Consider the following 1,067-nt stretch of genomic DNA (forward strand, 5'->3'; position numbering starts at 1 on the left):
CAGTGAGTACGGTTGGCTATCAAACAACGCCGGATGGCGTCATCCAATAGCTTTTTATCTGCCCCACTGAAAACTTTTAGCATGGAAGTCTTGAAGGCATCTTGCCTGCTAAAAAGCAGGCAAGCATATCGTGATGCCTTCTCGAAGCAGTCAAGCCGCGATTTTAATACCCCGAACTAAGTTCGTTAAAGCTGACTGCTCTTACATGCTAGAGCCTTCAACTTTGTAGTATTACTAGGCTTATGCTTCTTTTATCCGACTGTCAAGAATTTCCTTAACTCGCTTGTAAGGCGTGTAAAGCGTAATTTCTTCGTCAGTTAATCTACTCAATATGTTTTTTGCAGCGGCGATATTCGCATTCATTTCGCCGCATTTCTTGCATCTAGTCAGTTCATGATGACTGCCGTATCTTTCCTCAAAATGCTGCCCGCAGATTGGACAGTACTGAGAAGTATATGCCGGATTGACATCATGAGTTTCAATCGAATTCTTGCTTGAAAGATATTCAATGCGTTCATCCAGTTGGCCCTTAGTCCATGAATTCAAGCGCTTGCGCATCTTTCTTGCAAATCTGCTGTTATCTGATTTGACGCCTTTTTCTTTTACGAACATCAAGTCTTCCTTGGCAATGACCGCCGGATGCTCTGTCTTGATCATTCTGTTTATCGCACAGCTGATAAAGCTTCTGACAGTTTCTTGAGCTGAGCGGTAGCTCTTGTCATACGACTTTCTGCCGATATTGTTCTGTTCCAGATTCTTAAGCTTGCCAAGCAGTTTTCTTTTCTTCTTCGAAGCAGTCTTAGACAAAGGTTTATCTGCCTTTTCCAGTTGCTCAAGCTGCTGATTGAGCAGCCAGCGCAAACTCATATAAGGCTGCCGATTTGCGTTTCGCTTGCCGTACTTGTCAACGATGGCATTGGCAAGCTTGCTGAAGTTTTTACCATATTCATTGCCGCTGCTGCAGGAAAGCAAGGTGGCAAGCCCCTTGTCAATGCCGATCGCCTTCTTTGAATTGTTACTGTAACGCTTGCTAGTGATCAGCTTATGAACTTCGAGGCGCTGCTTGA

General features: G+C 44.2%; 1 protein-coding gene. It reads right to left on the reverse strand.

All coding sequences use genetic code 11. The annotated features are described in order from the left end of the window. Positions 1-240: 240 nt before the first annotated feature. Positions 241-1,067 (reverse strand): RNA-guided endonuclease TnpB family protein (locus tag ACYVUV_RS12305; protein ID WP_484499572.1); only part of this gene is annotated, 827 nt, incomplete at its 5' end.

Source organism: Lactobacillus sp. WILCCON 0149 (assembly GCF_057197965.1).